At 61.1% G+C, this 24,692-nt stretch carries 20 protein-coding genes; 10 read left to right on the top strand and 10 right to left on the bottom strand.

From position 1 onward, the window contains the following. The first annotated feature begins 364 nt into the window (after positions 1-364). Positions 365-2,044 (top strand): PglL family O-oligosaccharyltransferase, encoded by a 1,680-nt coding sequence (locus AWX27_RS20095; RefSeq protein WP_060424622.1) that lies wholly within the window; start codon positions 365-367, stop codon positions 2,042-2,044. Between the two features lie 27 nt (positions 2,045-2,071). Here AWX27_RS20095 and AWX27_RS20090 read toward each other — a convergent pair whose 3' ends face one another. The 10 genes from AWX27_RS20090 to csrD all read right to left on the bottom strand — a co-directional run bounded on the left by AWX27_RS20090 (position 2,072) and on the right by csrD (position 16,258). Next, on the bottom strand, positions 2,072-2,854 hold the full coding sequence (locus AWX27_RS20090; protein WP_047730837.1) for a CDP-diacylglycerol diphosphatase: 783 nt from the start codon (positions 2,852-2,854) through the stop codon (positions 2,072-2,074). 107 nt (positions 2,855-2,961) lie between these two features. Beyond that, positions 2,962-4,407, bottom strand: a complete 1,446-nt coding sequence (gene tldD, locus AWX27_RS20085; RefSeq protein ID WP_049273727.1) for a metalloprotease TldD — start codon at positions 4,405-4,407, stop codon at positions 2,962-2,964. A 7-nt stretch (positions 4,408-4,414) separates the two neighbouring features. Next, entirely contained in the window at positions 4,415-5,275 is an 861-nt protein-coding gene (gene nit1 / locus AWX27_RS20080) for a deaminated glutathione amidase (RefSeq protein ID WP_060424620.1), read from the bottom strand. Continuing rightward, the gene (yhdP, locus tag AWX27_RS20075; RefSeq protein WP_060424618.1) at positions 5,272-9,072 is read right to left on the bottom strand and encodes an AsmA2 domain-containing protein YhdP; all 3,801 of its coding nucleotides are present in this window, start codon (positions 9,070-9,072) and stop codon (positions 5,272-5,274) included. Before yhdP ends, nit1 begins: the two co-directional genes overlap by 4 nt. Before the next feature lie 86 nt (positions 9,073-9,158). Continuing rightward, positions 9,159-10,628, bottom strand: coding sequence for a ribonuclease G (gene rng, locus AWX27_RS20070; protein ID WP_025304418.1), 1,470 nt, complete (start codon positions 10,626-10,628; stop codon positions 9,159-9,161). Between the two features lie 38 nt (positions 10,629-10,666). Then, positions 10,667-11,251: a Maf family protein gene (locus AWX27_RS20065; RefSeq protein ID WP_060424616.1), complete on the bottom strand. Its 585-nt coding sequence runs from the start codon at positions 11,249-11,251 to the stop codon at positions 10,667-10,669. A 10-nt stretch (positions 11,252-11,261) separates the two neighbouring features. Beyond that, a complete protein-coding gene (gene mreD, locus AWX27_RS20060) occupies positions 11,262-11,750 on the bottom strand; it encodes a rod shape-determining protein MreD (protein WP_004936918.1) in 489 nt (162 codons plus the stop codon). Further along, a complete protein-coding gene (gene mreC, locus AWX27_RS20055) occupies positions 11,747-12,772 on the bottom strand; it encodes a rod shape-determining protein MreC (protein WP_060424614.1) in 1,026 nt (341 codons plus the stop codon). Before mreC ends, mreD begins: the two co-directional genes overlap by 4 nt. Positions 12,773-12,866: 94 nt before the next feature. Beyond that, complete coding sequence (mreB, locus tag AWX27_RS20050) at positions 12,867-13,910, bottom strand: rod shape-determining protein MreB (RefSeq protein WP_003855260.1); 1,044 nt, start codon at positions 13,908-13,910, stop codon at positions 12,867-12,869. A gap of 413 nt (positions 13,911-14,323) precedes the next feature. Further along, on the bottom strand, positions 14,324-16,258 hold the full coding sequence (csrD, locus tag AWX27_RS20045) for an RNase E specificity factor CsrD (protein WP_060424612.1): 1,935 nt from the start codon (positions 16,256-16,258) through the stop codon (positions 14,324-14,326). 204 nt (positions 16,259-16,462) lie between these two features. Here csrD and AWX27_RS20040 point away from each other — a divergent pair, with 204 nt between their 5' ends. The 9 genes from AWX27_RS20040 (at position 16,463) to prmA (ending at position 24,522) form a co-directional block, all read left to right on the top strand. Next, the gene (locus tag AWX27_RS20040) at positions 16,463-17,440 is read left to right on the top strand and encodes an acrylyl-CoA reductase (NADPH) (RefSeq protein ID WP_047729768.1); all 978 of its coding nucleotides are present in this window, start codon (positions 16,463-16,465) and stop codon (positions 17,438-17,440) included. A 155-nt stretch (positions 17,441-17,595) separates the two neighbouring features. Continuing rightward, on the top strand, positions 17,596-18,597 hold the full coding sequence (gene msrP / locus AWX27_RS20035; protein ID WP_047729767.1) for a protein-methionine-sulfoxide reductase catalytic subunit MsrP: 1,002 nt from the start codon (positions 17,596-17,598) through the stop codon (positions 18,595-18,597). Next, the gene (msrQ, locus tag AWX27_RS20030; protein ID WP_047729766.1) at positions 18,598-19,197 is read left to right on the top strand and encodes a protein-methionine-sulfoxide reductase heme-binding subunit MsrQ; all 600 of its coding nucleotides are present in this window, start codon (positions 18,598-18,600) and stop codon (positions 19,195-19,197) included. It abuts the gene before it with no gap. 287 nt (positions 19,198-19,484) lie between these two features. Next, entirely contained in the window at positions 19,485-19,937 is a 453-nt protein-coding gene (aroQ, locus tag AWX27_RS20025) for a type II 3-dehydroquinate dehydratase (RefSeq protein WP_004936891.1), read from the top strand. Between the two features lie 32 nt (positions 19,938-19,969). After that, complete coding sequence (gene accB, locus AWX27_RS20020; RefSeq protein WP_038879746.1) at positions 19,970-20,437, top strand: acetyl-CoA carboxylase biotin carboxyl carrier protein; 468 nt, start codon at positions 19,970-19,972, stop codon at positions 20,435-20,437. A gap of 12 nt (positions 20,438-20,449) precedes the next feature. Continuing rightward, positions 20,450-21,799: an acetyl-CoA carboxylase biotin carboxylase subunit gene (gene accC, locus AWX27_RS20015; protein WP_004936886.1), complete on the top strand. Its 1,350-nt coding sequence runs from the start codon at positions 20,450-20,452 to the stop codon at positions 21,797-21,799. A gap of 152 nt (positions 21,800-21,951) precedes the next feature. Then, positions 21,952-22,194 (top strand): YhdT family protein, encoded by a 243-nt coding sequence (locus AWX27_RS20010; protein ID WP_004936865.1) that lies wholly within the window; start codon positions 21,952-21,954, stop codon positions 22,192-22,194. Then, positions 22,184-23,629 (top strand): sodium/pantothenate symporter, encoded by a 1,446-nt coding sequence (gene panF, locus AWX27_RS20005; protein ID WP_060424610.1) that lies wholly within the window; start codon positions 22,184-22,186, stop codon positions 23,627-23,629. Before AWX27_RS20010 ends, panF begins: the two co-directional genes overlap by 11 nt. A gap of 11 nt (positions 23,630-23,640) precedes the next feature. Further along, positions 23,641-24,522 (top strand): 50S ribosomal protein L11 methyltransferase, encoded by an 882-nt coding sequence (prmA, locus tag AWX27_RS20000; RefSeq protein ID WP_033636181.1) that lies wholly within the window; start codon positions 23,641-23,643, stop codon positions 24,520-24,522. Positions 24,523-24,692 lie beyond the last annotated feature (170 nt).

The following is a 24,692-nucleotide window of genomic DNA, read 5'->3' as shown; positions in this document are numbered from 1 at the left end:
GCTCGTTGCCGCTCACACGGCGTTTCATTACGCACAAGACAATCACAACCAATTGATTTAAACGCAAAAATAAAACAATAGATTAAAAATTGACTGGAGCGAGATAAATTTGAGAAAATGACAACCCTGTTTAAAAAAAATAAAAAACCTTTTTGCAGGCAACTGAATACGGCTTCCCCTTTTTATATAAGCCGTCCCCGCGCTCACAGGGGGGGAATTATTTATCACTTCGATATGAAGTCTTTTCAATTCCTATAAAGCATTTCAGGCATTGACGCTTCAGCGAATTTAAACCCCAGGATAAGGATAGGGAATCCTCAAAAAATGCATTCAATGAACGATATCGAGACATGGCGGGTTAACCATGACCGATAAAGCCCCCGTTAACGCACCGGCTATCGCCGTGTTGCCCCTGCTGCTGATCTGGATGGCGGTGCTCCTGCCGGTCTATCACCCCAACATGGGCGGCGGCGGCCTGGCGCTGCCGCAAAATATTCTGGCCTGGAGCGTCATGGCACTGACCACGCTGATCGTGACCTTCACCGTTTGCCTTGGCCGTACCCGTCTTTCGCTTACCCCCACGGCACGCCTGTTGCTGCTCGGCATCGCCGTGCTGGCGCTGCCGCTGCTGTATACCCGCCCCGAGTGGCGCGAAGATGCCCTGTGGCGCTGCGCCGGTTTGCTCGGCGGTTGGCTGTTCTATGTCGCCTGTCTGCAGCTGCGCCTGACAGCCCGGCAGCGCAACCTGTTGCTGTACGGTCTGCTGTTCGCCGTCGGCGTTCAGGCGTTGCTAGCGGCGCTACAGCTGTTCGCCCCTGCTCTGGCCTGGGTATCTCCTAACGGCAGCCGGGTCTACGGCGTCTTTCAGCAACCGAACGTGCTGGGCAGCTTCATCGCCACCGGGCTGGCTTTGGCGCTCTGGCTGCTGCTTGCCCCTCTTTCTGCGCCGACGCGGCGGCAACTCCCGCTGCTCGCGCTGCTGGCCGCTTTCTCCGCCCTGCTGGTGCTGATCCAGTCGCGCGCCGCCTGGCTGGGCAGTGCCCTGGCAGCGGCGTTGCTGCTGTGGCGTTTTGCCCGCCAGCACCCGGCCGTGAGCCGCTGGGCCGGCGGTGCGCTGCTGTTGGGCGTGGCGCTCGGTACCACGGTGTTGCTCACCGGTTTCGGTATGGATGGCCGCGCGGGTCTGATCGGTCGTGAGCTTTCCAATAGCGCTCGCCTGACCATGCTCCATGACGTCGGCGCCATGATCCTGGCCAAACCGCTGCTAGGCTGGGGCTACGGCGGCTTTGAATACAGCTTCGCGCACTTCCGTCTGCAGACAATGCCCTGGCGAGAAGTGCTGGAAGTCGCCGGGCACCCGCACAATGAAATCCTGCTCTGGTGGGTTGAGGGCGGCCTGCCGGCGCTGGCGGGTATCGTTATCGTCCTCGTCGCCGGCGCGCTGCTGTTGAAACGCGCCTGGCAACGGGATCGCGAGCAGCCGGCCGGTGCGCGCGTCGGGCTGTTTCTGGTGCTGCTGCCAATGCTGGTACACACCCAGCTGGAATACCCTTTCTATCTGTCTGCGCCGCATTGGCTGGCGTTTCTGCTGCTGCTGGCGCTGCTGGATGGCCAAACCGGCGAGCCGCGCCCGCTGCCGTTCGCCAAAGCCCTGAGCCTACCGGTGGCGATGGCGGCCATCGGCGTACTGGTGATGGCGGTCTTCGCCTGGCAAGGGCGCATGGCGCTCACCCAATCGGAGCGCACCATGCTGGCCACCATCGACAGCATCGAGCAGATGCCGCCGGCCGCCGCCTGGATCTACCGGGAGCGCAAAACCTTCGACGAGCAATCTCACGCGCTGCTGGTCTATAACCAAACGCGTGATGATGCCCTGTTGACCGGCTATCGGCAGTGGGCCAACGCCTATCTGCAGCGCCGTATCGACGCCAACGTCTACGCCACGCTGATCATGATCTTGCGCTACCAGGGTGCTCAGGCGGAAGCCGACGCTCGCCAGCGGGAGGCCGCTTTCCTGTTTGCGCGGGATGCGCGGTTCAGGTAGGAAAAGTGAGGTGAGAGCGTGTTGCTCTCACCTGCCGTCTTGAGATTCACGCGGCAAAATCGCGCACGTTTTATCCAGCAGCGATTCTACCGAGGCGCGGTTGCCAACGTCCCAGCCGCGCTTCGAGGCCAGCAAGATAAACCCCCGTTGGCCGGCAAACGTGGTCGGGACGACGGCCACGCCATATTCCGCCAGCTGCTGCGGCGACAGATGAAAATAATCCGCAAGATCCTTAATCGGGTAGATGCCCATCGCGGTCGGTTGCATCACGCGGCGGGCATAGTAGGTGTGGCGCAACAGCTTATCCGGCAAAGGTCGCCATTGTTCCTGAATATAGGGGCGTTCTGCCTGTAATTGGCGCCGTACATCTTCGCGCAGACAGGTCAGGTGAATATGCAATTGGTTCTGGCTGCGGCCATAAGCGGAGTTGATCGCCATGCCCAGCCTGTCGTCCGGCACCGGCCCGCCATACTCGGCGGCCAGCCGGTAACGCATCAGCCATGCATAGCCAAAATAGTCCGTCCGCTCCCCGGCCAGCAACTGCGGGCTTTCAATGCCGGAAAGCGGCGCCGTCGGCACCAAAATGAAGTGATAGGGATAACGCGGGTTTTGCAGCACGCTAAAACCCTGCGCTTTCCCCTGCGGCATATAAATCTGCTCACACGGGGCCGGATCGCGCTTTTGCTGATAGTTGGCCATGCAGAGCTTATCGACCACGCCCCACAGCGCATCGGAACGGGCACAGCCCGTCAGGGAAAGAACGCCCAGCAACAGCAGCCAACGCTGGGTAGACACACCAAAGCACGCCATCGTCATCTTTCTCGGCATCATCGCCGCACAGCACTCTTTGCGTGGGCGAGAAAAAACTCAAAGTGGGGAATGAACAAGGGGCCAGCGCATGGCCCCTTGAGGAAAGATTACGCCGTGCCGCCGACGGTCAGCGTATCCAGTTTCAGCGTCGGTTGGCCGACGCCTACCGGCACGCTCTGGCCTTCCTTGCCGCACACGCCCACGCCTTTATCGAGCGCCAGATCGTTGCCGACCATCGAGATCTGCTGCATCGCCTCGATGCCGGAGCCGATCAGCGTCGCCCCTTTCACCGGTTTGGTGATGCGGCCCTTCTCGATCAGGTAGGCTTCGGTGGTGGAGAACACGAACTTGCCGGAGGTGATGTCCACCTGGCCGCCGCCAAAGTTCGGCGCGTACAGGCCGTACTCGACGCTGGCGATGATCTCTTCCGGCGTCGATTGGCCCGCCAGCATGTAGGTATTGGTCATGCGCGGCATCGGCAGATGCGCATAGGACTCGCGGCGGCCGTTGCCGGTCGGCGCGACGCCCATCAACCGCGCGTTGAGCTTGTCCTGCATGTAGCCTTTCAGCACGCCGTTTTCGATCAGCACGTTGTACTGGCCCGGCACGCCTTCGTCGTCGATCGCCAGCGAACCGCGCCGCCCTTGCAGGGTGCCGTCATCCACCACGGTGCACAGCTCGGAAGCCACCAGCTCGCCCATATGGCCGCTGAACACCGAGGTGCCACGCCGATTGAAGTCGCCTTCCAGGCCGTGGCCCACCGCCTCGTGCAGCAGGACACCCGGCCAGCCGGCCCCCAGCACCACCGGCATATTGCCGGCCGGCGCCGCCACCGCGCCAAGGTTGACCAGCGCCATGCGCACCGCTTCTTTGGCGTAAGCATCGGCGCGCACGTCGCCGTCGACGGTTTCCAGGAAGTAGTCATAGCCGAAACGGCCGCCGCCGCCGCTGGAGCCGCGCTCACGCTTGCCATCCTGCTCCACCAGCACGCTGACGGAGAGGCGTACCAGCGGGCGAACGTCCGCCGCCAGCGTGCCGTCGGTGGCAGCCACCAACACCTGTTCGTAAACGCCGGTGATGCTGGCGTTCACTTCCTGCACCCGTGCATCGGCGGCACGCGCCACCTTGTCGACGCGGTGCAGCAGGGCAATTTTCTCTTCGCGCGGCAGGCTTTGCAGCGGATCGAGCAGCGGGTACAGCGCCCGATAGCCGATCTCGCCCAGGGTGTGCGCCCGCCCGTCACCCTGCTCACGCACGATGCTGCGCGCCGCCTGGGCGCTCTGCTGCAGCGCATTCAGGGTGATCTGATCGGCATAGGCGAAGCCGGTCTTCTCGCCGCTGACGGCGCGCACGCCGACGCCCTGGTCGATATTGTAAGAGCCATCCTTGATGATGCCGTCCTCGATAACCCAGGCTTCGTGATAGCTGGACTGGAAATAGAGATCGGCGTAATCGATACGGCGTTCTGCCAGTTGACCCAGTACCTTGTACAGGTCTTGATGACTCAGCTTGTTGGTAGCGAGTAACTGCTCACTGACAAACGTCAGGCTCATAATGGTTTCACTCTTGATTGGAGGATAACTTGTCAGACGGCGCCGTCAGCGACGTCTGGAATCGGTTGTGCTGCAGCACCGGCATCTGCGCACGAATATTTTTCAGGCTTGCGGTGTCCACGCGCACCTTCAGCGCCGCCACGGCGTCCGCGTTCTCAGCCAGCACCTTGCCCCAGCCGTCGACAGCCAGCGAGTGGCCCCAGGTGCGGCGGGTCGGCCCGTGGCGCCCCACCTGCGCCGGCGCCAGGATCATGCACTGGTTCTCGATCGCCCGGGCGCGCAGCAGAATTTCCCAATGCGCCTCGCCGGTGACCCGGGTAAAGGCCGCCGGCACTGAAATCAGTTCGGCCCCCTGCGCCCGCAGCGCCTGGAACAGCGCGGGAAAGCGCAGATCGTAGCATATGGTCATACCCAAACGCCCGACCGGCGTATCCACTACCGTCAGGTGCTGCCCGTGCTGGTAGGTATCCGACTCGCGGTAGTGGCCGTGCGCATCGTTGATGTCCACATCGAACATGTGCAGCTTGTCGTAGCGGGCGCGGATTTCGCCCTGCTCGTCGAACAACAGGCTGCTGGTGGTGATAAGCTCCGGGTTTTCGCGGCTGATCAAGGGCATCGAGCCCACCAGCAACCACACGCCATAGCGGCGCGCCAGCTCGCGCACCGCGTTTTGCAGCGGACCGTCGCCCTGTTTTTCCGCCTGTTGGCGGTAGGCAGCAGAGTTGGCGAACAGCAGCGCGTTCTCCGGCGTCATGACCAGTTTTACCCCGGCATTGAGCTGTTTGATCTGCTGTTCAATCTGGGCCAGGTTATCGCGCACCTGATCGCCACTGCACAACTGCAACAACGCAACGTTAGCATTCCTCATGACGCCTTATCCTCCTTTGCCTTACGAAGTACCTCATTGATCTTCGGCTGGTCGAGATCGCCGCTGATATGGTAACGAATCAGCGAAATCTTGCTCCACAGCGGCCCCAGCACCTGCGAGGCGGCAAATACCGCCGCGCCGACGATCGGGTTGACGACAAACGCCGTGGCCACGCCGACGGTCGCCGAAATCGCCGGCGCCACCACCGCCTCCATATCAATACGGCGGCGCGCCAGATCGATCTGGCCACTCATGGCGATATCCGCCGCCAAGCCGTCGATCAATAGATTATCAGTATGCATTATGCCATCTTTCAGCCAGGCGGTGCTGCGGATGGAATCAAAGTAGAAGCCTTTGCCGAAGGTATCGCTGAAATCGAACTGCAGCTTGCGCAGCAAGGCGTCGAAGCTGACCAATCGCAGCAACTGACCGGCACGGCCGCCGCCCATGCTGTCGATCTCGCCCTTGCCCATCTTGACCTGCAGCGCGCCGCTCAGCGTATTGACCTGCGGCTGCCACGGCGCGCCGTGCCAGTACAGATCGAAGTCCACGTCGTAAGGCGCGCCTTTCAGCGGGATAGTGATGCCGAAGAAGGCGGCGGTTTCATCTATTTTGCCGCCGAGCAGCTTGCCTTTCAGCGAGCTGCGCTCTTCCTGCGCATTTTGCTTCCACAGGCCGGTGGCGCTCATGCGCCCTTTGCCGGTGTCGACCAGGCCGTGATCCAGCGTCAGGGTATCCCCTCGATTGCTCAAATCCGCCTCGACCCTGCCGAAGTTCTGCCCCAGTACCCAGCACGACTTGCAGCGCAGCATCAGCGAAGGCCAGTCACGGAAGGAAACTTTCTCGGTCGATGGCGGCGTACCCGCCGCGTTTTTCGTCTCGGCGAACTGCGGGTTGTAATACAGGTAGTTGATATCGGCGCGCCACGGCCCGCGATCGGCCACCCGCAGGCTGCCGTCCACTTCATCGCTCTTGGCGCTCACCACGGTGGCACCCAGCTGTTTTTCGGCCGACAGCGTCAGCTTATGCCAGGCCTGGCCGCCCAACAGCAGCTGCGGCGTGGTCAGCGCCACGGTGGTGGGGAAGCTGAAGCCGCCCACCTGACCGCTGCCGCCCCCCTGTTTCAGCGCCGGCGCCAGCAGCGCCAGCCACTGCTCGCCATCCAGCGCCGGCAGGTTCAGCGTCATCGACTTGCCGGCCGGCAGCGGCGGCGTGCCGCCACCGTTGGTTTGCCAGGCGGCGCGCGCCAGATTCACCTGTTTTTTGTCGAAGCGCCATTCACTGTTGAAGCGGTTTTGCTTGCCCGCGCTGCCGGTCAACATGAAGCCGTTCAGACCGCCTTTGACCTTAACGTTCACCGGCAACGCCTCGCCCGGCGGTTTGTCCAGCGGCGAAGGTAAGTGACTGCTCACTTTTTTCAAATCCGCGTCGATGCCGATATCGTAGCTGGCCGAGCCCTGATGCGGCAGCGTTATGGCCACCTGGCTCTGCCAGGGCGCACTGCCGCTGAGCGCATCGGCGGCCTCTTTCGGCAGACCGGGGAACTTGCCCGGCTGCCAATCGCCCTTCAGGCCGACGTTGACCTTGTAGTCACGCTCGCCTTCCTGGGTGGTGAAGTTGACCGCCACCGGCTGCCCGAACCAGGTGGCCGACAGCGGGTCGCTCTGCAGGTTACCGTTGTCGAAGCGGAACTTGCCGCTGAGCTTTTGCAGTTCGCTGTCCAGCGGCTTGATCAGCAACGAGTTGTTGTTCAGCGCCACTTCACCGGTCGCTCTGACCTGCTCGCCGTCCAGGGGAATATCGAGATGTAAGCGCCCACTGACATCACCGCCAATCTGCAGCTGATCCAGCGCCGCCCCCAGCGAATCGTGCAGCGGCGTCTGCATGAAGTAGTCGTGCACGTCGCTGCCCGCGCCTGCGACTTCGGCGTCGATCAGCAGCCGCTCTTTCAGGTAATCCGGGATCACCGCGCTGATATTTTTGCCCGCCACCTTGCCCAACCGGGTTTGCGGCGCATGCATCCACAGCCCCTCGTTGGCGAAGTCGAGGTCGATCGCCAAATCGGTCAGCGCCGGCCAGCCCGGTTGGAACTGGAAGGTGGCGTGGCGCAGCGGCACGAAGACTTCAAACTGTCCTTCGTTTTTACGGTACGGGAAGTGCTGCGGATCGCCGGAATAAATCAGCGTGGCGTTATCCACCTGGCCGCCCTGAATGGCGCCGCTCAGGTAGTCCACCAAATGCTTGCCCATCAGCGGTTCCGGGAAATAGCGCCAGGCGTCGGCGCCGTCATACAGGCGGATGCCCGCCAGGATATTCAGCCACGGATCGCCCTTGGCCGGCTGCTGATAGCGGAAATCGCCGTTGACCCACAGCGACTTCGCCTTGACGTCCAGCCCCTGGCTCGCCAGCTCCCAGCCTTGATCGTTGTAACGCCAGGTCAGCGCGCCACGCGCGCTGCTGATTTCAAGCGGGGCGCGGAACATGTCGCCGTAAGGCAAGGTGCTGCCTGCCAGCCCCAGCGTCAGGCGGCCGTTCTCCACCCCACCGCTCAACGCGCCGGAGAAGTGGTTGACGCCCGGCAGCAGTTCCCAACGCTGCCAGCTGACATCGCGCCACAGCGCCTGGAAACGGCTCTTTTCCGGCTGGTTCAACGGGATGTCCAGCGCCAAGGCCTCCATCATCCCCTGCGGCTGCAGATCGTTCCAGCGATCGAGCACGTCCGGGCTGAGGAACGAGAAGGTCGGCAGCAGCGCCGACAGGCGCTCCAGCTGAAGGTTGGTCGCGCGCACCCGCAACTCTTCATTCTGCGCCGGCCCCATGAACTCGGTGTTTTCCGGCAGCCACAGCGCGGAAAGCGTGCCCTGCGGCCAGGCCTGGCCGTCGGTGCTCAACCGCAGCTGCGGCACGTCGAGCTGCCAACCGGTGCCCTGGCGGCGCAGCGACAGCGCCAGATTGTCCACGTCCAGCCGGTGCTGCGCGGCGCCGGTATCCCAGTTGGCCGCCCCCTGCTTGAGCAACGCGTGGCCGCCGGCAATCTCGCCGTTCTGCACCTGCAGCCAGGCCGCCAGGCTGAAGTCGGCGCTTTCCAGCCCGGTGTTGGCGCGCAGCCAGCGGGTAAACCAGGGCTTCATGTCGATGTTATCGGCCTGCAGATAGACCGTGCCGGTGTCCAACAGGCCCTGATTATCGCGCAGGTCCATGCGCAGCTGCACCACGCCGTGTTGGCCGTTCAGCGTCGACAGGCTGATCTGCCCCTCGGCGCGGTGACGATCGCGGCCGTTGAGCCAGGTCAGCTGAGGAATGTCGAATTCGGCGCGCGCGCCGGCGGGCGTCAGGAACGAGATACGGCTGTCGCGCAAATCAAAGTGATCGAGCTGGCGTAGCATCAGATCGCTGATTTTACCCGGTTCAAGGCCTTCGCCCTGCCGGTCGCCGCCCAGCGTGGCGTTCAGATCGAGCCGGAATTGATAGAAGGTCAGATCGCGGAACTGCCAGCGCCAGTGCAGCAGCGATTGCCACACGTCCAGCGCCAGCGTCACGCGTTCGATATGCACATCGCTTTTGGGCAGCGTAACGCTCAGGTTACGCACTTCAAGCTGTGGGCCGAACGTTTCCCAACTGCCCTGCAGGAAATCCATCTGCACGGGCACGCCGGACAGCTTCTCCACCTGCGCCAGCAGTTGGGGACGGTAGTCGTTCAGCTTCGGCAGCATCAGGCGCAGCCCGCTGATCAGCAGCGCCACAATCACGATTAGGGTGGCGCCTGTTGCTAACAGAATCCCAGGCAGTCGCCTCACGCAGTTCTCCTTGCTCCGCTGCCTGGCAACGGGAATATCTATGCACTGACGGGCCCGGCATCCGGGCCCTTACGATGTCGGGCGGGCTACATCATGACGACGTCGAACTGCTCCTGGCTGTACAACGGTTCGATCTGCACCTTCACCTGTTTGCCGACGAAGATCTCCACTTCGGCCAGCGCATGCGACTCTTCGCTCTTCAGCGCTTCGCCGACCGCCGCCGAAGCGTACACCAGGAAGCGATCGGAATCGTAAGCATGGTGCACGCGCACAATCTCACGCAGGATCTCGTAGCACACGGTTTCCACCGTTTTCACGGTGCCGCGCCCATTGCAAGTAGGACAATCGTGACAGAGCACATGTTCAATGCTTTCACGCGTTCGTTTACGCGTCATTTCAACTAAGCCTAGCTGAGAGAAGCCGTTGATCGTGGTTTTTACCCGATCTTTACTCAACGCCTGCTCCAGCGAGTGCAGCACCCGGCGGCGATGCTCTTCGTTGTTCATATCGATAAAGTCGATGATGATGATGCCGCCCAGGTTACGCAGCCGCAACTGGCGCGCGATGGCCTGCGTCGCCTCGATGTTGGTGTTGAAGATGGTTTCGTCGAGGTTGCGGTGGCCGACGAAGGCGCCGGTGTTGATGTCGACCGTGGTCATCGCCTCGGTCTGATCGATGATCAGATAGCCGCCGGACTTCAGCTCCACCTTGCGTTCCAGCGCACGCTGGATCTCGTTTTCCACATCGTACAGATCGAAAATCGGCTGGCTGCCGGTATAGAGTTCGAGCTTGTTGGTAATGTCCGGGATGTACTCGCCGGTAAACTCCACCAGCAGATCGTGCGTTAGCCGCGAATCGACGCGGATGCGATCCAGCGCCGCGCCGGCGAAATCGCGCAAGATGCGTTGCGCCAACGCCAGCTCGCCGTACAGCTTGTATTTGGTCTGGTTGCGCTTCTTGCGCTCCATTACCTTGGTCCACAGGCGTTTAAGGAACGCGGCATCCTGCGCCAGCTCTTCCTCGCCGATGCCTTCCGCCGCGGTGCGGATGATAAAACCGCCCAGCTCGTCGCAGTGCGGCGCAACGATGGATTTCAGGCGCTCACGCTCGGCTTCGCTGTCGATACGCTGTGAAACGCCGACGTGCGCCGCGCCCGGCATGAAGACCAGATAGCGCGATGGCAGCGTGATGTCGGTGGTCAGGCGCGCGCCCTTGGTGCCGAGCGGATCTTTCACCACCTGCACCATCAGGTCTTGCCCCTGGCGCACCAGCTCGGCGATGTCGCGCACGTGGAAGTTTTTCCGCTCGTCGCCGGCGACGCATTCGGTATGCGGCATGATGTCGGAGGCGTGCAGGAAGGCGGCCTTGTCCAGGCCGATGTCGACGAACGCCGCCTGCATCCCCGGCAAGACGCGGCTGACGCGCCCTTTATAGATATTGCCGACGATGCCGCGTTTGGATTCGCGTTCGATATGGATCTCTTGCAGAATGCCGCCATCGATATAGGCGACCCGCGTTTCAGACGGTGTGATATTAACCAGTAGCTCAGCTGTCATGCCTTCTCCTCAGAGCCGGTCGATAATGGCAGCGCCCATCAACCGGTTCTTACATCACGTAATGCGACAAAATTACTGAGCAGCTCATGTGTTTCGACCAGCGGCAGACCGACCACCGCGTGATAACTCCCGGTTATCGTTCTGACGAAACAACCACCCTTTCCTTGAATTCCATAGGCGCCCGCCTTATCCATCGGTTCGCCCGTAGCAATATAGTCGCGGATATCCTGTTGTGACAGGTTGCGGAACGTCACGTCGGTCACCACCAGCTGGCAGCGCACGTCGTGGCGATCGGCGATCGCCACCGCCGTCATCACCTGATGCTGTTTGCCCGACAGAGCCGCCAGCATGTCCGCCGCATGGGCTTCGTCGCGCGGCTTCTCCAGCACCCGGCCGTTGAGCACCACGATGGTGTCGGCGCCCAGCACCGGCCGATCTTCCTGCGCCAACGCTACACCCGCTTTGGCCTTGTCCTGCGCCAGGCGGCGCACATAGGCTTCGGCGGCTTCGCCTTCCCGGCGCTGCTCTTCGGTATGCGTCAGCAGAATGTCGAACGACACGCCCAACAGGGTCAGCAGTTCACGTCGACGTGGGGAGCCGGAGGCCAGATAAAGCGAAGTCATTGAGATACCCTTACTGTACGGCGAACTGACGGCGGATTTTGCGCATCAACAGGAACAACCACGGCCACAAAATGCCGTTTACCACACTACTCCAGAACACCTCTGGGCGGAAAGAGACGTTGATCACTAAAAACTCAGCCCAGAACACCACCACGTCCATCGACAGCGACAGCAGCACGACGATCAGCGCCTGTTGCCACAGCGCCATATTGCGGAACAGTTGGAATTTGAACGCCACCAGGTAGGCGATGATGCCCAGCGCCAGCGCGCGTACGCCCAACGTGGAGCCGAGGATCAGATCCATGATCAGCCCCAGCACAAAGCCGGTGCCGACGTTGACCCGGTGCGGCAAGGCCATTACCCAGTAAATCAGGATCAACACCAGCCAGGAAGGCCGGAACATGTAGATTTGCTCCGGCCACGGCATGATTTGCAGCACCAACGCCACCAGGAACGACAGCCAGATTATCCAGCGCCCGTGGCTGCGGTAGCTGTTCATTGCACCACTCCCGCCGCAGCAGGCTGAGCTTGAGGCTGGACAGACGCCGGAGCGGCGGTTTGCGGCGCCACGCCGGTAGCCGGAGCCGGCAACTGAGGCCCGACCGAACCGGCAGGCGGCAGCACCTGCGGCATCATCTGCATCAGGCGTTCATTGGCCACGCGGTGCACTTCGTCCGGCGGCAGCGGCATGTCGCCGTTGCGATCGGCGCCCCACAGCAGCAGCAGGTAGCGCAAGCGCTGCAGACCGGCGGTCGGCCGCGCCTGAATCACGGTGTAAGCGCGCTGGTTGTCGACCTTGACCGAGGAGACCACCGCCACCGGATAGCCTTCCGGGAAGCGGCCGCCGAGGCCGGAGGTCACCAGCACGTCGCCAACGCGGATATCGGTGTTGTTCGGCAGGTGCTCCAGCTGCAGATCGTCGGCGCAGCCGCTGCCTGCGGCGATCACCCGAATATCGTTGCGCAGCACCTGGATCGGCAGCGCGTGCGAGGCATCGCAGATCAGCAGCACGCGGCTGGTGACTTTCGCCACCGCCACCACCTGACCGACCACGCCCTTGTCGCTGATCACCGGCTGGCCTTCATAGACGCCGTTGTCCGACCCTTTGTCGATCACCACCTGATCGCTGTAGGGATCGGAACCGGTGGAGATGACCTGGGTCACCATCTTGTGTTCGTCCTGGCGCAGCGGGGAACCCAGCAGCTCGCGCAAGCGGGCGTTTTCCTGCTTGAATTGGCCAAGAAGAAGAATATCGCTGTTTTTCAGCAGCAGTTCCTGCCGCAGAGCTCGGTTTTCCAGCTCCAGCTGTTGGCGGGTAGCCAGCGTTTCTGACACGCTGTCCAAAACTTTACGCGGCCCGTTGGCCAGAAAATAGAAAGGGCTGACTGCGGTGTCCATGTAGTTGCGTATCTTCACGAACGTGCCGAGCCGGCTGTCAGCAACGATCAGGCCAATGGCCGCGATCACCGCCAAAAAAAGTCGCAGTTGCAGGGAAGGCCCCCTGCTAAAAATCGGCTTCATAAATTATGCGAGTTCCTCGACAACAGAAAGAGGAACCGTACCCGATTTTCGCTGTGCGCATTCATCCGATACGATTCCTCCTTCCAGGGGCTGACTATTCTTCGCTGAACAAATCGCCGCCGTGCATGTCGATCATTTCCAACGCCTTGCCGCCGCCGCGCGCCACGCAGGTCAACGGATCTTCCGCCACCACGACCGGAATGCCGGTTTCTTCCATCAGCAGGCGATCGAGGTTGCGCAGCAGCGCGCCGCCGCCGGTCAAGACCATGCCACGTTCGGAAATGTCGGAGGCCAATTCTGGCGGGCACTGCTCCAGCGCAACCATCACCGCGCTGACGATGCCGGTCAGCGGCTCTTGCAGGGCTTCGAGGATTTCATTGGAGTTCAGGGTAAAGCCGCGCGGTACGCCTTCGGCCAGGTTACGGCCGCGGACTTCGATTTCGCGCACTTCGTCGCCCGGATAGGCAGAACCGATTTCGTGCTTGATGCGCTCGGCGGTCGCTTCGCCGATCAGCGAGCCGTAGTTACGGCGCACATAATTGATGATGGCTTCATCGAAGCGGTCGCCGCCGATGCGCACGGAAGAGGAGTACACCACGCCGTTCAGCGAGATCACCGCCACTTCCGTGGTACCGCCACCGATATCCACCACCATGGAACCGGTCGCTTCGGAAACCGGCAGGCCTGCGCCGATCGCCGCCGCCATCGGCTCTTCAATCAGGAACACTTCACGCGCGCCGGCCCCTTGGGCGGACTCGCGGATAGCGCGGCGTTCAACCTGGGTTGCGCCGACCGGCACACAGACCAGCACGCGCGGGCTTGGGCGCATGAAGCTGTTGCTGTGAACCTGTTTGATAAAGTGCTGCAGCATTTTTTCGGTCACGAAGAAGTCGGCGATCACGCCGTCTTTCATCGGGCGAATAGCCGCGATGTTACCGGGGGTGCGGCCCAGCATCTGTTTGGCGTCATGACCGACGGCCGCTACGCTCTTTGGGGAGCCGGCACGATCCTGGCGAATGGCAACCACCGAAGGTTCATTCAGTACGATGCCTTGCCCTTTAACATAAATCAGGGTATTGGCGGTACCCAAGTCGATGGACAAGTCGTTGGAAAACATGCCACGAAATTTCTTAAACATAACGAAAGGATAATCCTGCAAGCTGGGGGCGGAAAATAAAATCCGCCTACTTTACCAACCACACGAAGCAGCGACAAGGCGCAAAAACGTTCTACTTCGGTGAAAAATAGTCTGTATTGTTTCTGCTCGAATGCACGGAAATTGGATGAGGCCTGAATTCCCTGAACAAAGGCTCAGTTTACCACCCTGTCAACGCACGAAACGGCGTAACACAGCTCATAAAATCTAACATATTCCCTGATTGCCGCCGATGGTAAGCACCTACCAACGTCAACCAGATAAAAGCTGACAAGAGCCTATCTCAAATAGGCGTCGTTGTCGCAGGCAGATTGGAGAAAACTCCAAAATGACGGGTGACATGGCCCAGATAGATCCGGCGCTCATTCTACGTCAATTTTTGTCCGGCAATCAGCTTAAACACGATAACGACGTGAATATTTTTTACGCCCCACGTCGATCGGTTCCGGCGACGCGAAAAAGTCACCCTGCCCGCCGTGGATACCACGCTCTTTCAGCGTCTGCCACTCGTTGCGCGTGCGTACGCTGGCGGCGAACACCTGCGCGTGCGTGCCCGCGCAGGCGCCCGTCAGGCTCTGCACGAACAGCTGATTTTCGTCCCGCTTATCGATACTCCGCACCAGCCCCGGGTGGAGCTTGACGATCTCCACCTGCAACGACTTGATATAGGACGTACTGACCACGGTTAAACCCGCTTTGGACACCGCGAGGCGGCAGCCCAGCCCTGACAGCAACTTCAGCACCGGACGCAAACGGTCGATATGTTGACACACATCTGCCTCCGCAAGTTCAATCAGAATTCGCCTACGCTGACTTTTTTCGCACTGCAACAACATATCGCGCAGCCAGCGCTGGAAAGAACGCTGCAAAATCGAGTCGACGCACAGCGGAAACGCCAGCGTTTCCTCAGGCCATTGCGCCAGCAAGGGGATGATGCGGCTCACCTGTTGGCGATCGTAACTCTCCGCCAACCCCAGCTGCTGCACCAGCGGCATATATTCCGCCGGCAGCAACTCCTGGGAGCCGTCATAAATCCGGCTCATGATCTCAAGATGGTGTACCTCGCCTGCCACGGTCACCGCCGGTTTCTGATACAGCCGCGGGCCGCCGCGCGCCAGTACCTGTTCCAGCAACGTGCGCCACTTGACGCTGCCGCGCCCCTTTTCCGGCACCTGGCTGTCGTACACATACCAGCCGTTTTCGCCCTGCAGCGTCGCGTGGCGCGTCGCCTGCTCCGCGTAATCGATCACCTGCTCCGTGGTTTGCCCGCTGCGGTACGCCACGATGCCGATGTGCAGGAAGGCCTCACGATCGATCAGCGCCGTGGAAGGCAAGGCATCGATGGCGTTGACCAGCTGTGACGCGATGCCGTCGGCCTCCTTCAGGGTTCGATGCGGCAACAGCACGGTAAAATCGCTGTGGAAATAGCGCGCCAGCAGCGCCGAGGGGTAGCGCATCACAAAGGTAGACAGCAGGTTAACCAGCGAATACATCAGCTCCTGGACCGCCACGCTGCCGTGCGTGTCGCGCAGGGTCTCGAAATCGGGCAGCCGCACCATCATCACGATGCCGTGCGAACCTTCGTCTTCCAGCTGAGTGGTCAATTGATTATCGAAGAACAGGCGATTATTCAACCCGGTTTTGGCGTCCTGCGCGGCGAAGGCGCGGATCAGCGTATCGACCCGGCTGCGCTCTTCCCGCGCTTCCGCCAGATCGGCCAGCAGGCGATCGAGCGCGCCGCTGACGTTGGCCGGCCACTCACGCACGTCGCCCTGCATGACGTTTTCACGCTCGCCGTTCAGAATGCGCCGCGCGCGGCGTTCCAGGCGATCTTCACCGTCGGCCTGCTCACGCAACCAGCGCAGGCTGAACAGCAAAACCACCACCATGACGACGATCGACAGCGTGACGGCGGCGGTGGACTGCAACGTGCGCACGTCGCTGGCGAAGGGATCGAGGTAAGTGATGTACAGCGTGCTGCCCGGATGTTGCAACAGGGGGCGCGAGACCTGACGATAGCCGTTCAGCGTATCCCAGGGCTCTTTTTTCAGCGTCGGCAATTTATAGTTGAGAAACTGGCTGGTGCCAGCCTCTACGCGGATCGACACGATGCCGAGCGGGCGCATGACGATCGGCAACCATTTCTCCTGATCGCGCGGCGATTCGTGCAACATGGCCTGATCGAGAGAGGTAACCAGCGAATCAAAGCGACGCTCCTGGCGATCCTGGGTAACGTAAAAGAAGCTGTATGAGCATCCCATCAGCATCAAAAACATCGCCAGCGCGACCAACAGAGTGATCAATGCAGAGAGTTTGGTGGTAAATCGCATCCCTGTGCCTTGTCCGCTATGGTTAAGTGAGTGTTCACCCTTTAGCTAAAAGGGGCTGTCCAACCCTAACAAGCCTTGCTGAAGAATTAAACCTGCAAGCGCCGTTTTTGTCCTTTATCAGGACTTGGGCCGCTTATTATGCATATAGTCAAATAAATGTGATTCAGCCATTGATAGAAAAGTGTAAACGAGAGGAAGAGTGACATGCGTGCACTGTTATTGGAACAACAAGACGACCAAACTCTGGCTCAAATCAAAGATATCGGCAGCGATCGGTTGCCGGAAGGCGATGTCACCGTCGACATCAACTGGTCCAGCCTAAATTATAAGGATGCGCTGGCGATCACCGGCAAAGGCAAGATCGTGCGCAACTTCCCGATGGTGCCGGGCATCGACTTCGCCGGCACCGTGCGCCACAGCCGCGACGATCGCTTCAAAGAGGGGCAAAGCGTGGTGCTCACCGGCTGGGGCGTGGGTGAACATCACTGGGGCGGCCTGGCCGAGCAGGCGCGCGTCTCGGGCGAATGGCTGGTACCGCTGCCGAACGGCCTGGATGAGCGCAAGGCGATGATCATCGGCACCGCCGGCTTTACCGCCATGCTGTGCGTGATGGCGCTGGAGGAAGGCGGCGTGCACCCGGACGACGGCGATATCCTGGTCACTGGCGCCAGCGGCGGCGTAGGCAGCACAGCCATCGCCCTGCTGGCGGCGTTGGGCTATCGGGTGACCGCCATCAGCGGCCGCGACAGCAATACCGACTACCTGAAAGCGCTCGGCGCCAAAGAGGTGATGTCGCGCGATGGCTATATCGACACGCCGCGCCCGCTGGAGAAACAGCTGTGGGCCGGCGCGGTGGACACCGTCGGCGACAAATTGCTGGCGCGGGTGCTGGCGCAGATGAACTATAACGGCACCGTCGCCGCCTGCGGCCTGGCGGGCGGTTATCAGCTGCCGACCACCGTGATGCCGTTCATTCTGCGCAACGTGCGTCTGCAGGGTGTGGATTCGGTACATACGCCGCTGCACCGCCGCCAAACCGCCTGGGAGCGGCTGGCCGGTATTCTGCCGGACAGCTTCTATCAGCAGGCCACGCATGAAATCACCCTCGAGCAGGCGCCGGCCACCGCCGCCGCGCTGCTGAACAACCAAATCACCGGCCGCACCCTGGTGAAAATCCGCTGACCTTCTCCCCCCGGCAACGGGGGTTCACCCGCTTCTGCGAAATTTCATATTTTCCCGCGTCCCCTCGCTTCCGGCCGGCTTTAGCGCCATGCTTATTTCATGGAGACCCGTTAGCCGCTCGCAGGCGGCGGGAATCAGTCGCGGAGAACATAAGCATGAACAAACACCCGAAATTGACCGAGGCCGACGTCACGCCGGAGAGCGTGTTCCACCAGCGGCGCAAAGTGCTGCAGGCGCTCGGCATCACCGCCGCTACGCTGGCGCTGCCTACCGGCGCACGGGCGGACCTGCTGTCGTGGTTCAAAGGCAACGATCGCCCCAAGGCGCCGCCGGGCAAAGCGCTGGAATTCAGCAAGCCGGCCGCCTGGCAGGCGCAGCTGGCAATGACGCCGGAAGACAAGGTCACCGGCTACAACAACTTCTATGAATTCGGCCTCGACAAAGCCGATCCGGCCGCCAACGCCGGCGGGCTGAAAACCGAAGGCTGGAAAGTGCGCATCGACGGCGAAGTGGCGAAGCCGATAACGCTGGATATCGACGATCTGATGAAGCGTTTCCCGCTGGAACAGCGCATTTACCGCATGCGCTGCGTCGAGGCCTGGTCGATGGTGGTGCCGTGGATCGGTTTCGAACTGGGCAAGCTTCTCAAGCTGGCCGAGCCGAACAGCAACGCGCGCTACGTGGCCTTCCAGACGCTGTACGATCCGGAGCAGATGCCCGGCCAGAAAGATCGCTTTATCGGTGGCGGCCTGAAATACCCCTACGTCGAAGGGCTGCGGCTGGACGAGGCGATGCATCCGCTGGCGCTGCTGACCGTCGGCGTGTACGGCAAAACCCTGCCGCCGCAAAACGGCGCGCCGCTGCGGCTGATCACACCGTGGAAATACGGCTTCAAAGGCATCAAATCGATCGTGCATATCCGTCTGGTGCGCGATCAGCCGCCGACCACCTGGAACCAATCCGCGCCGAACGAGTACGGTTTTTATGCCAACGTGAACCCGCACGTCGATCATCCGCGCTGGTCGCAGGCCACCGAGCGCTTCATCGGCTCCGGCGGCATTCTCGACGTCAAACGCCAACCGACGCTGCTGTTCAACGGCTATGCCGATCAGGTGGCGTCGCTGTATCGCGGCATGGATTTGCGGGAGAATTTCTAAGTGCGCCTGACGCCTGTTCATATCAAATGGCTGAAAGCCGCCCTGCATCTGGCGGCGTTTTTGCCCTTTCTGTGGTTGGTGCTGGCGGTAGATCAGGGCTGGTTCAGCGCCGATCCGTCCAAGGACATCCAACATTTTACCGGCAGGATGACGCTGAAACTGCTGCTGGCCACGCTGATGATCGCCCCGCTGGCGCGCTACGCCCGCCAGCCACTGCTAATCCGCTGCCGCCGTCTGGTGGGGCTGTGGTGCTTTGCCTGGGGCACGCTGCACCTGATAAGCTACTCCACGTTGGAGCTGGGGCTGAGCAACCTCGGCCTGCTGGGCAGCGAGTTGGTGAACCGACCTTACCTGACACTCGGCATCCTCACCTGGCTGATCCTGCTGGCGCTGGCGGCCACCTCGACGCTGTGGGCGATGCGCAAACTGGGCGCCAAATGGCAAATGTTGCACAACTTCGTCTATCTGGCAGCGATCCTCGCCCCCATCCACTACCTGTGGTCGGTCAAAACGTTTTCCCCCCAGCCGTTCATCTACGCGCTGCTGGCGGTGGCGCTGTTGGGCCTGCGTTACAAGAAATTCCGCGCCTGGTGGCGCTGAATCACGCGGCGGCACGCGTTATTGTCGTTGAAAAACACGTGCCGCCGGCCGGAACTTTTTCTGTGTTCCAGCGCTCATATTCCTGTCACGGATCCCCGAGTTAGTCGATTTGGGGTTGAATATCTTCGCTGATAAGACCAGTATTTAGCTGCGAATTGCTACGATATCGTTATAATGCCCGACCTTGTTTCTGTTCTCAGGGTGAATTGGCCCCTTAACAGGTGACAAATCGATAACATCGGGTTATTTTCTACGATGATGGTTTTATTGCCGGAGATACCAGCACAATGGCGGATAAGTTTCACATTTTGCTTCTGAACGGCCCCAATCTCAATCTGCTGGGGACGCGTGAGCCGGAGAAGTACGGCAGCACGACGCTGACAGAGATTGTTAACGGATTGGAAAACCAGGCATCCGCATTGGATATTACCCTGAGCCATCTGCAATCCAACGCCGAGCATCAGCTGATCGATCGCATTCATCAGGCGCGCGGCAACACCGATTTCATTCTGATAAACCCGGCGGCGTTCACGCATACCAGCGTGGCGCTGCGCGATGCGCTGCTGGCGGTGCAGATCCCGTTCATCGAGATCCACCTGTCCAACGTGCACGCCCGCGAACCTTTCCGCCATCACTCCTATCTCTCAGACGTGGCGGTAGGCGTGATTTGCGGCCTCGGCGCGGATGGCTACGCTTTCGCTTTACAGGCAGCGGTTAACCGTCTGTCAAAAACCCACTAATTGCTCCACAAAAAGAGTACGGAATCACACTCATGGATATTCGTAAAATCAAGAAACTGATCGAACTGGTTGAAGAATCAGGCATTTCTGAACTGGAAATCTCTGAAGGCGAAGAATCGGTTCGCATCAGCCGTGCCGCACCGGCGCAGGCTTACCCTGTCATGCAACAGGCCTATGCGATGCCGGCACAGCAGCAGCCGGCCCTGGCTGCCGCCGTTGCTACCGCACCTGCGGCAGAAACCCCGGCGGCACCGGCGGCCATGAGTGGCCACGTCGTTCGTTCGCCAATGGTAGGCACCTTCTACCGCACCCCAAGCCCGGACGCGAAAGCCTTCGTGGAAGTGGGCCAGAAAGTGAACGCCGGCGATACCCTGTGCATCGTTGAAGCCATGAAAATGATGAACCAGATCGAAGCGGACAAGTCCGGCGTCGTGAAAGCCATCCTGGTGGAAAACGGCCAGCCGGTCGAATATGACGAGCCGCTGGTCGTCATCGAATAACGAGGCGCCCCCATGCTTGATAAAATTGTTATCGCCAACCGCGGCGAGATCGCGCTTCGCATCCTGCGTGCCTGTAAAGAACTGGGCATCAAGACCGTTGCGGTTCACTCCGCGGCCGACCGCGATCTGAAACACGTGCTGCTGGCCGACGAGACCGTCTGCATCGGTCCTGCGCCATCGGTAAAAAGCTACCTGAACATCCCGGCCATCATCTCGGCGGCGGAAATCACCGGCGCCGTGGCGATCCACCCGGGCTACGGCTTCCTGTCTGAGAACGCCGACTTCGCCGAGCAGGTTGAACGCTCCGGCTTCATCTTCATCGGCCCGAAAGCCGAAACCATCCGCCTGATGGGCGACAAGGTTTCCGCGATCAACGCCATGAAGAAAGCCGGCGTGCCTTGCGTACCGGGCTCCGACGGCCCGCTGACCGACGACATGGATAAAAACCGTGCCTTCGCCAAGCGCATCGGTTATCCGGTGATCATCAAGGCGTCCGGCGGCGGCGGCGGTCGCGGCATGCGCGTCGTGCGCAGCGACAAAGACCTTGAGCAGTCCATCAACATGACGAAAGCGGAAGCCAAAGCGGCTTTCAACAACGACATGGTGTACATGGAAAAATACCTGGAGAATCCGCGCCACATCGAGATTCAGGTATTGGCCGACGGCCAGGGCAACGCCATCTATCTGGCCGAGCGCGACTGCTCCATGCAGCGCCGCCACCAGAAAGTGGTCGAAGAAGCGCCGGCACCGGGCATCACCAGCGAAATGCGCCGTTACATCGGCGAGCGCTGCTCGAAAGCCTGCGTGGAAATCGGCTACCGCGGTGCGGGTACCTTCGAGTTCCTGTATGAAAACGGCGAGTTCTATTTCATCGAAATGAACACCCGTATTCAGGTCGAGCACCCGGTTACCGAAATGATCACCGGCGTGGATCTGATCAAAGAACAGCTGCGCATCGCTGCCGGTCAGCCGCTGTCGATCAAACAGGAAGAAGTGAAGATCCACGGCCACGCGGTAGAATGCCGTATCAACGCCGAAGATCCGAACACCTTCCTGCCGAGCCCGGGCAAGATCACCCGCTTCCACGCGCCAGGCGGTTTCGGCGTGCGTTGGGAATCTCATATCTACGCCGGTTATACCGTACCGCCGTACTATGACTCCATGATCGGCAAACTGATCACCTTCGGCGAAAACCGTGACGTGGCGATTGCCCGCATGAAGAACGCCCTGGCTGAACTGATCATCGATGGCATCAAAACCAACGTTGAGCTGCAGCAGAAGATCATGAACGACGAAAACTTCCAGCACGGTGGCACCAATATCCACTATCTGGAGAAGAAGCTGGGTCTGCAGGAAACCTAAGGCAGCCACGCAGCATCGTCTGACGAAAGGCCGGTTAATCACCGGCCTTTTTCTTTGGCGTTGCCGCCAGTAACGGCTTGGCAAAACGCCGTCATGCCGTAAAATTCCCTACCTTTGATGAATCCATCACCGTAAACCTATGGGAGACACGGATGGACAAACGTTTTATCCAGGCGCACCGCGAAGCGCGTTGGGCGCTGGGGCTGACGCTGCTCTACCTGCTGGCCTGGGGGCTGGCGGCCTACCTGCCGGACAGCGCTATCGGCGTCACCGGCCTGCCGCACTGGTTCGAAATGGCCTGCCTGCTGGTGCCGCTGCTGTTCATCGGCCTGTGCTGGCTGATGGTGCGCACGGTGTTCCGCGACATTTCGCTGGAGGACCGCGATGCAAACTGAAGTGATCCTGCCGCTGGTCGCCTACCTGCTGCTGGTGTTCGGCGTGTCGGTGTACGCCTACAGCCGCCGCCAGAGCGGGAATTTCCTCAGCGAATACTTCCTCGGCAACCGCTCGATGGGCGGCTTTGTGCTGGCGATGACCCTGACCGCCACCTACATCAGCGCCAGTTCGTTTATCGGCGGCCCCGGCGCCGCCTACAAATACGGCCTGGGCTGGGTGCTGCTGGCGATGATTCAGCTGCCGGCGGTGTGGCTGTCGCTCGGGGTGCTGGGCAAGAAATTCGCCATCCTGGCGCGGCGCTACAACGCCATCACCCTCAATGACATGCTGTATGGCCGCTACCAAAGCCGCCTGCTGGTGTGGCTGGCCAGCCTCAGCCTGCTGGTGGCGTTCCTCGGCGCCATGACGGTGCAGTTTATCGGCGGCGCCCGCCTGCTGGAGACCGCCGCCGGCATTCCTTACGACACCGGCCTGCTGATCTTCGGCATCAGCATCGCGCTGTACACCGCCTTCGGCGGCTTCCGCGCCAGCGTGCTGAACGACGCCATGCAGGGGCTGGTGATGCTGCTCGGCACCGTGCTGCTGCTGGTGGCGGTGATCCACGCCGCCGGCGGACTGGACAGCGCGGTGCACAAGCTGCAGCAGATCGATCCGGCGCTGGTGTCGCCACAGGGCGGCGATCAGATCCTCAGCCTGCCGTTTATGGCGTCGTTCTGGATCCTGGTGTGCTTCGGGGTGATCGGCCTGCCGCACACCGCCGTGCGCTGTATCTCCTACAAGGACAGCAAGGCGGTGCATCGCGGCATTCTGCTCGGCACCGTTGTGGTGGCGGTGCTGATGTTCGGCATGCACCTGGCCGGCGCGCTCGGCCGCGCGGTGTTGCCGGATCTCAAGATCCCCGATCAGGTGATCCCGACGCTGATGATCACCGTGCTGCCGCCGTACGCCGCCGGGATCTTTTTGGCGGCGCCGATGGCGGCGATCATGTCGACCATCAACGCCCAGCTGCTGCAATCCTCCGCCACCATCATCAAGGATCTCTACCTGGGCGTGCGGCCGCAGCAGATCCACAACGAGCGGTTGATCAAGCGCTTCTCCAGCCTGACCACGCTGATCCTTGGCCTGCTGGTGCTGCTGGCGGCCTGGCGACCGCCGGAGATGATCATCTGGCTCAACCTGCTGGCTTTCGGCGGGCTGGAGGCGGTGTTCCTATGGCCGTTGGTGCTGGGCCTGTATTGGGAACGCGCCAATGCTCAGGGAGCGCTTAGCTCAATGGTGTCGGGTGCGGTATGCTATACGCTATTGGCCAGCTTCAACCTGCAGCCGGCGGGGCTGCACCCTATCGTGCCTTCGCTGTTGCTCAGCCTGTTGGCGTTTTATCTCGGTAACGTCGTCGGCGAAAAGCGCCGGGCGGCGTCATCATTATCTTCTTGAAGAGAATTGCTATGCCTTGGATCCAACTCAAACTGAACACCACCGGCAGCCAGGCGGAAGACCTGAGCGACGCGCTGGTGGAAAGCGGCGCCGTGTCGGTGACCTTCCAGGACACCCACGACAACCCGGTGTTCGAACCCTTGCCGGGTGAAACCCTGCTGTGGGGCGATACCGACGTGATCGGCCTGTACGACGCGGAAACCGATATGGCCGAGGTGGTGGCGATGCTGGAACAGCACCCGCTGCTGGGCGCCGGTTTCCGCCACAAGATAGAACAGCTGGAAGACAAGGACTGGGAGCGCGAGTGGATGGACAACTTCCACCCGATGCGCTTCGGCGAGCGCTTGTGGATCTGCCCGAGCTGGCGTGACGTGCCGGATCCCGACGCGGTCAACGTGATGCTCGATCCGGGCCTGGCGTTCGGCACCGGCACCCACCCGACCACGGCGCTGTGCCTGCAGTGGCTGGACGGCCTCGATCTGGCCGGCAAAACCGTTATCGACTTCGGTTGCGGTTCCGGCATCCTGGCAATCGCCGCCCTGAAGCTGGGTGCAGCGCGCGCTATCGGCATCGATATCGATCCCCAGGCCATTCAGGCCAGCCGCGACAACGCGCAGCGTAACGGCGTTTCAGAGCGTCTGGAGCTGTATCTGCCGAAAGACCAACCGGCAGACCTGCTGGCTGACGTGGTGGTCGCCAACATCCTCGCTGGCCCGCTGCGCGAGCTGGCGCCGCTGATCGGTTGCCTGCCGAAGGCCGGTGGTCATCTGGGGCTGTCCGGCGTGCTGGCCAGCCAGGCCAGCAGCGTTGCGCAAGCCTACGAAGAGAAGTTCACGCTCGACCCGGTCGCCGAGCGTGAAGAGTGGTGTCGCATCACCGGCCGCCGCAAGTAAACGTCACGGTCTATTGCCCCCTCATCCACCGGCCCTGCGCCGGTGGATTTTTTTTGCCTGGCGATCGGCCTGCGGGCGAGACAAAATTTTATGCAATTTTTCGCCGCTCAACGACGGATCGCCCTGACAATGCGCCTTCCAGACAGGCTATCTCGGCAAAAAACGCGGGT

Source organism: Serratia sp. 2880STDY5682894 (assembly GCF_001537385.1).
Taxonomy (GTDB): Bacteria; Pseudomonadota; Gammaproteobacteria; order Enterobacterales; family Enterobacteriaceae; genus Serratia; species Serratia nevei.
Note: the sequence above shows the minus strand (reverse complement) of the source record. Positions and strands in the feature narration are given on the sequence as shown.